Origin of the sequence: Chitinophaga sp., from assembly GCF_035564935.1 — a bacterium.
In the GTDB taxonomy this organism is placed as follows: domain Bacteria; phylum Bacteroidota; class Bacteroidia; order Chitinophagales; family Chitinophagaceae; genus Chitinophaga.
Genome location: NZ_DATMTE010000449.1, coordinates 1 through 5,330 on the forward strand (window position 1 = coordinate 1; position 5,330 = coordinate 5,330).

Sequence of the window (5,330 nt, forward strand, 5' to 3'; positions counted from 1 at the left end):
GTTTTCAAAAATTGGTTTTTGTATTAAGACTTTTCTGACCACCATTGGTTCAGATTTTGGTTGAAAAAGAAAGGGGCTGTTTTCACAGCCCCATATTTTTTCCGGTGATTTTTATTTTTAATGTTGATGTGCAGGCTTTTCCAGCTTCGCTGTATCTTCATCATAATACACAAAGAAATACAGGTAAATGGCTCGCGACAACCGCATTAGCCATGGTTGTATAAGTACCAGCAATACACCGTTCACACCAAGCCATATAAAAATGCTGTTATCCCTCCAGGTTAATCCAAAAAATAACCAGAACCAGATCAGGTTAAATACGCTGAAAGCTACCGACAACGCATAGCTAACATAGCCTGTACCAAACCAGAAGCCTGTTTCCAGCTCGTATTTTTGTCCGCATACAGGGCAGTTATCGTACATATTGAAGATCTTCGAAAACCTGAGATGAAACGGGTTTTGATCCCTGAACATATTTCCTTTCCTGCATTTGGGACATTTCATAGTCAGCATGCTGACAAAGTAATTAGGGCGCCTGGGCTGTTGTGTACTCATGTTACAAAATTAATCAATACTTTTTAGTCACACAAAGTAGCCGCCTACACGGCTTCTACTTTACGTTCGCCAATCTGTTGCCGCCACATGGCATAATAGAGGCCCTTTTCAGCTACCAGGTCCTCATGTTTGCCTACTTCCACGATATGCCCTTTTTCCAGTACGTAAATACGGTCGGCATGCATAATAGTGCTGAGGCGGTGCGCAATCATCACGGTAATATGCTGCTTGGTGGCGGTTACTTCGCGTACTGTTTTGGTAATTTCCTCTTCTGTAATAGAGTCCAGCGCTGATGTAGCCTCATCAAATACCAGCAGGCGCGGTTTCCTCAGCAGCGCCCTGGCAATGGATAAACGTTGTTTTTCACCGCCGGAAATCTTAATACCGCCTTCACCAATTACGGTTTCAAGTCCTTTGTCGGCCCTGGCCAGTAAGGAATAGCAGGAGGCTTTGTCCAACGCTTCCATCACGTCTGCATCGCTGGCGCCCGGGTTTACAAATAACAGGTTTTCACGGATGGTGCCCGCAAAAAGCTGGGTATCCTGCGTAACAAAACCCACCTGGTGGCGCAGGTCTTCCATGTCTACATCATTGGCATCAACCCCGTTATAGTAAATATGACCTTCGTTTGGTTTGTATAATCCTACCAACAGCTTTACCAGCGTGGTTTTGCCAGATCCGGAAGGTCCTACGAAGGCAATGGTTTCTCCAACATTTACGGAGAAGTTCACCTTATCCAGTGCTTTGGTGGCCGCAGTCAGGTGTTTAAATCCTACCTGTTTGAACTGCAGTTCATCAATATGCGTCACCTTTACCGGGTTGGCGGGCATTTCCTCTACCGGCGTATTCAGTATGCTCTGGAAATTCAGCAGCGATACCTGTGCTTCGCGGTAATTCAGGATAATGTTGCCAAGTTCCTGCAACGGCCCGAAAATAAAGAAGGAATACAGTTGTAACGTCATCAGCTGCCCTATACTCACTACATCCCGGTAAATGTAAAACAGGAGCAGGAACAGGATAGAGGAGCGCATCAGGTTCACAAAGGTGCCCTGTACAAAACTGATACTGCGGATGCTCCGCACCTTTTTCAGTTCCAGCAACAGGATCTTCATAGTGGTGGAGTTTAAGCGTCTGATCTCCTGGTTGGAAAGACCTAAACTCTTTACCAGCTCAATGTTCCGGAGCGATTCCGTGGTAGATCCCGCCAGTGCTGTGGTTTCCTTTACGATGGTTTTCTGTATCACCTTGATTTTCCTGCTCAGTAAACTCATCAGGATAGTAAGCAGGATACAGCCCGTAAGGTACACAAAGGGCAGGCTCCAATGTACGGTGGTAGCATACACCATCACAAACAATACCCCTATCAGTGATACGAAAAGCACGTTCACAAAGGCGGTAATGAACTTTTCACAGTCCACCCGCACTTTCTGGAGAATAGCCAGCGTTTCACCGCTGCGCTGGTCTTCAAACTGCTGGTAAGGCAGGCGGAGTGAGTGTTTCAGCCCATCGGTATACACCTGGGCGCCGAATTTCTGCACAATAACATTCACAAAGTAATCCTGGAATGCCTTGGCTATCCTGGATACCATTGCCACGCCTATGGCTGCGGCCACCAGTAACAATACACCTGTAAGGTATTCGTTCTCCGGCCGGAATATAGTGCCACCCTTAAAAGTTTTTGGATGAGAAGCGAACCTGTCAATGATCCATCCGAAGATCATCGGGTCCATCAGTGAGAAAAGCTGGTTAATACTGGCCAGAGCCATTGCTAATACGACCAACCATTTATATCTCTTCAAATAATGCAGTAATAGTTTCATATGTCCGTTTTCCTGAGGTGCAAAGTTACTGCATGTTGCCACATATTCCGGGGAAAGTACTGGCTATTTTAGTCAAAAAACGTTAACTTAATAGTAAGTTCTTTGTAAAGACACAGGTGAGATAGCTATTATCTAAATAAATCTCCACATATGAAAACGTATGATGAAAAACATATTAAAAACATCGTACTGTTAGGTGCACCCAAAAGCGGCAAAACTACCCTCTCCGAAACCATGTTATTTGAAGCCGGCATCATCAGTAAACGAGGCTCAATAGAAGAGAAAAATACCGTGTCCGACTACCACGATATTGAGCATGAACGGGGAAACTCCGTATATGCTACCCTGATGCACACCGAATGGAAAGATTATAAGATCAATATTATAGACACACCCGGCCTGGAAGATTTTATCGGGGAAGTGATTTCCGCCATCCGCGTATCCGACACAGCTGTTCTCCTGCTTAATGCCCAGTATGGGGTAGAAGTGGGAACGGAACTGGTGTGGGATTATGTGGATAAGTACCGGAAACCGACCATACTGGCCGTTAACCAGCTGGATGCGGAACTCGCCAACTTTAATAAAACAGTGGAGGATGCCGTCCGGGTACTGGGCAACCCTGTTACTATTATGCAGTATCCTGTAAATACCGGTCCCGGGTTCAATGCCATCATCGATCTCCTGAAAATGACCATGTACCGCTTCCCGGAAGGCGGTGGTAAACCCGAAAAACTCCCGGTGCCCGACAGTGAAAAAGAAAAGGCCGACCGGCTGCACAACGAATTGGTGGAGAAAGCCGCCGAAAATGACGATACCCTGATGGAGCTGTATTTTGAAAAAGGCAGCCTGGATGAAGATGAACTTCGCCAGGGTATCAAAATAGGTATGCTCAATCATCATGTGTTCCCCCTGTTCTGCTTATCCGCTAAAAATAATATGGGCAGTGGCCGCCTGATGGGATTTATCGATAATGTGGCCCCCGGTGCCGTGGAAATGCCTGCGGAAACCACTACCGGAGGCAAATCTGTTCCCTGTGATCCTGCCGGTCCGGCAGGATTATTTGTTTTTAAAACTTTGCAGGAGCCGCATATCGGCAGGCTTACCTATTTTAAAGTAATGTCGGGAGAAGTAAAAGGCGGTATGGAGCTGATCAACGAAGAAAACAATACTACCGAGCGTATCAGCCAGCTGTTTATTGCAGACGGGAAAAACCGCAATAATATAGAACGCCTCCAGGCAGGAGATATCGGCTGCACACTGAAAATGAAAAATACCGTCACCAATCAGACGCTGGCAGAGAAAAGCTTCCCCGGCCAGATTACTCCTATCGATTTTCCTACCCCTAAAGTGCGTGTAGCCATTGAAGCGAAGAACAAAGCCGACGATGAAAAACTCAGCGAAGTACTGGGGGAAATTCACATGGAAGATCCTACCCTTCTCGTGGAGTTTAACCGCGAACTGAAACAGGTGATCCTGCACGGACAGGGAGAACTGCATTTACTCGTTACCAGGTGGCGACTCGAAAATATCTATAAAATGCAGGTGGCATTCCATGCTGCCAAAATACCCTATCGTGAAACCATCCAGAAGCCGGCCCAGGCTTCCTATCGCCACAAAAAGCAATCCGGTGGCGCAGGGCAGTTCGGGGAGGTATTTATGAAAATAGAACCCTGGTATGAGGGTATGCCGCCCTATAAGGAACACACGGTGCGCGATTCTGAAGAAATAGCGCTGAACTGGGGCGGCAAACTGGTATTCAACAATTGTATTGTTGGCGGTGCTATTGATAACCGCTTCCTGCCGTCCATCCTCAAAGGTGTAATGGAAAAAATGCAGGAAGGACCGCTTACCGGGTCGTATGTACGCGATATACGTGTAAGCGTATACGATGGTAAAATGCACCCGGTAGACAGTAACGATATCTCCTTTAAAATAGCCGGTATGATGGCTTTCCGTGAGGCGTTCCACCAGGCCGCCCCGCAGCTGCTGGAGCCGGTTTTCGACCTGGAAGCAGTAGCCCCGGATGTAATGATGGGCGATATTATGAGCGAACTGCAAACGCATCGCAGCGTTATAACGGGAATGGATACCCTGAATGGCTACCAGGTTATCAAGGCCCGCACGCCACAGGCGGAAATAGATAAGCTGTTTGCTGCGCTGCGTAATGTTACCCAGGGCAAAGCCAAACTAAAGTCCCGGTTCGCCGAATATGCACCCGTTCCCGCGGAAATGCAGCGGAAACTGAGTGAAAGCTATAAAGAAGATCTGGGAGTGTAGCTCCTGCCATGGTTGGGGGGAAATTGTTGCCTGCCGGACTTTTGTTGGCCCCTTCAGTTCCCCCAGTTCTCCCTGTCGAGGCTCCTGAACTGTATGGCTTCCGCCATATGCGCAGGTTCCACGCTGTGGCTTCCTTCAAGGTCGGCAATTGTTCTGCTTACCTTCAGTATCCGGTCGTAAGCACGGGCGGATAACTTCAGTTTCTGCATCGCCTGCCCCAGCTGCTCCCTGCATTTATCACTGATTACACACACCGTTGCCAGCAAGCGGCTATGCATCTGCGCATTGCAGTAAATCCCTTCATAACCGGCAAACCTGCCGGCCTGGATGGTCCTTGCTGCAATCACACGGTCACGTATATACGTACTTCTCTCTGCGGCATTGGTCGATGAAAGGTCTGCAAACTTTACCGGCGTTACTTCTACATGTAGGTCTATACGATCCAGCAGCGGGCCGGATACTTTATTCAGGTATTCCTGTACCTGCCCCGGCGCACAGGAACAATCCTTGTCAGGATGGTTGAAATATCCGCAGGGACAAGGGTTCATAGATGCCAGTAACATAAAACTGGCCGGAAAGTCGATAGCTGTTCTTGCCCTGGAAATGGTTACTCTTCTCTCTTCTACCGGTTGCCGCATTACTTCCAGCACTTTACGTTTAAACTCCGGCAATTCATCC

The 5,330-nt window shown here is 47.7% G+C and carries 4 protein-coding genes; 1 reads left to right on the forward strand and 3 read right to left on the reverse strand.

Annotated elements, in window-relative coordinates:
* Positions 1-117 precede the first annotated feature (117 nt).
* On the reverse strand, positions 118-555 hold the full coding sequence (locus VN105_RS11630) for a DUF983 domain-containing protein (protein WP_325641005.1): 438 nt from the start codon (positions 553-555) through the stop codon (positions 118-120).
* A 44-nt stretch (positions 556-599) separates the two neighbouring features.
* Positions 600-2,375: an ABC transporter ATP-binding protein gene (locus tag VN105_RS11635; RefSeq protein WP_325641007.1), complete on the reverse strand. Its 1,776-nt coding sequence runs from the start codon at positions 2,373-2,375 to the stop codon at positions 600-602.
* A 150-nt stretch (positions 2,376-2,525) separates the two neighbouring features.
* On the opposite strand from VN105_RS11635, the gene VN105_RS11640 reads away from it, so the two are divergent.
* Positions 2,526-4,652 carry an elongation factor G gene (locus VN105_RS11640; protein ID WP_325641009.1) on the forward strand — a complete coding sequence of 709 codons (2,127 nt, stop codon included), beginning with the start codon at positions 2,526-2,528 and terminating at the stop codon, positions 4,650-4,652.
* A gap of 53 nt (positions 4,653-4,705) precedes the next feature.
* On the opposite strand, the gene VN105_RS11645 is transcribed toward VN105_RS11640, so the two are convergent.
* Positions 4,706-5,330 (reverse strand): ATP-binding protein (locus VN105_RS11645; protein ID WP_325641011.1); only part of this gene is annotated, 625 nt, incomplete at its 5' end.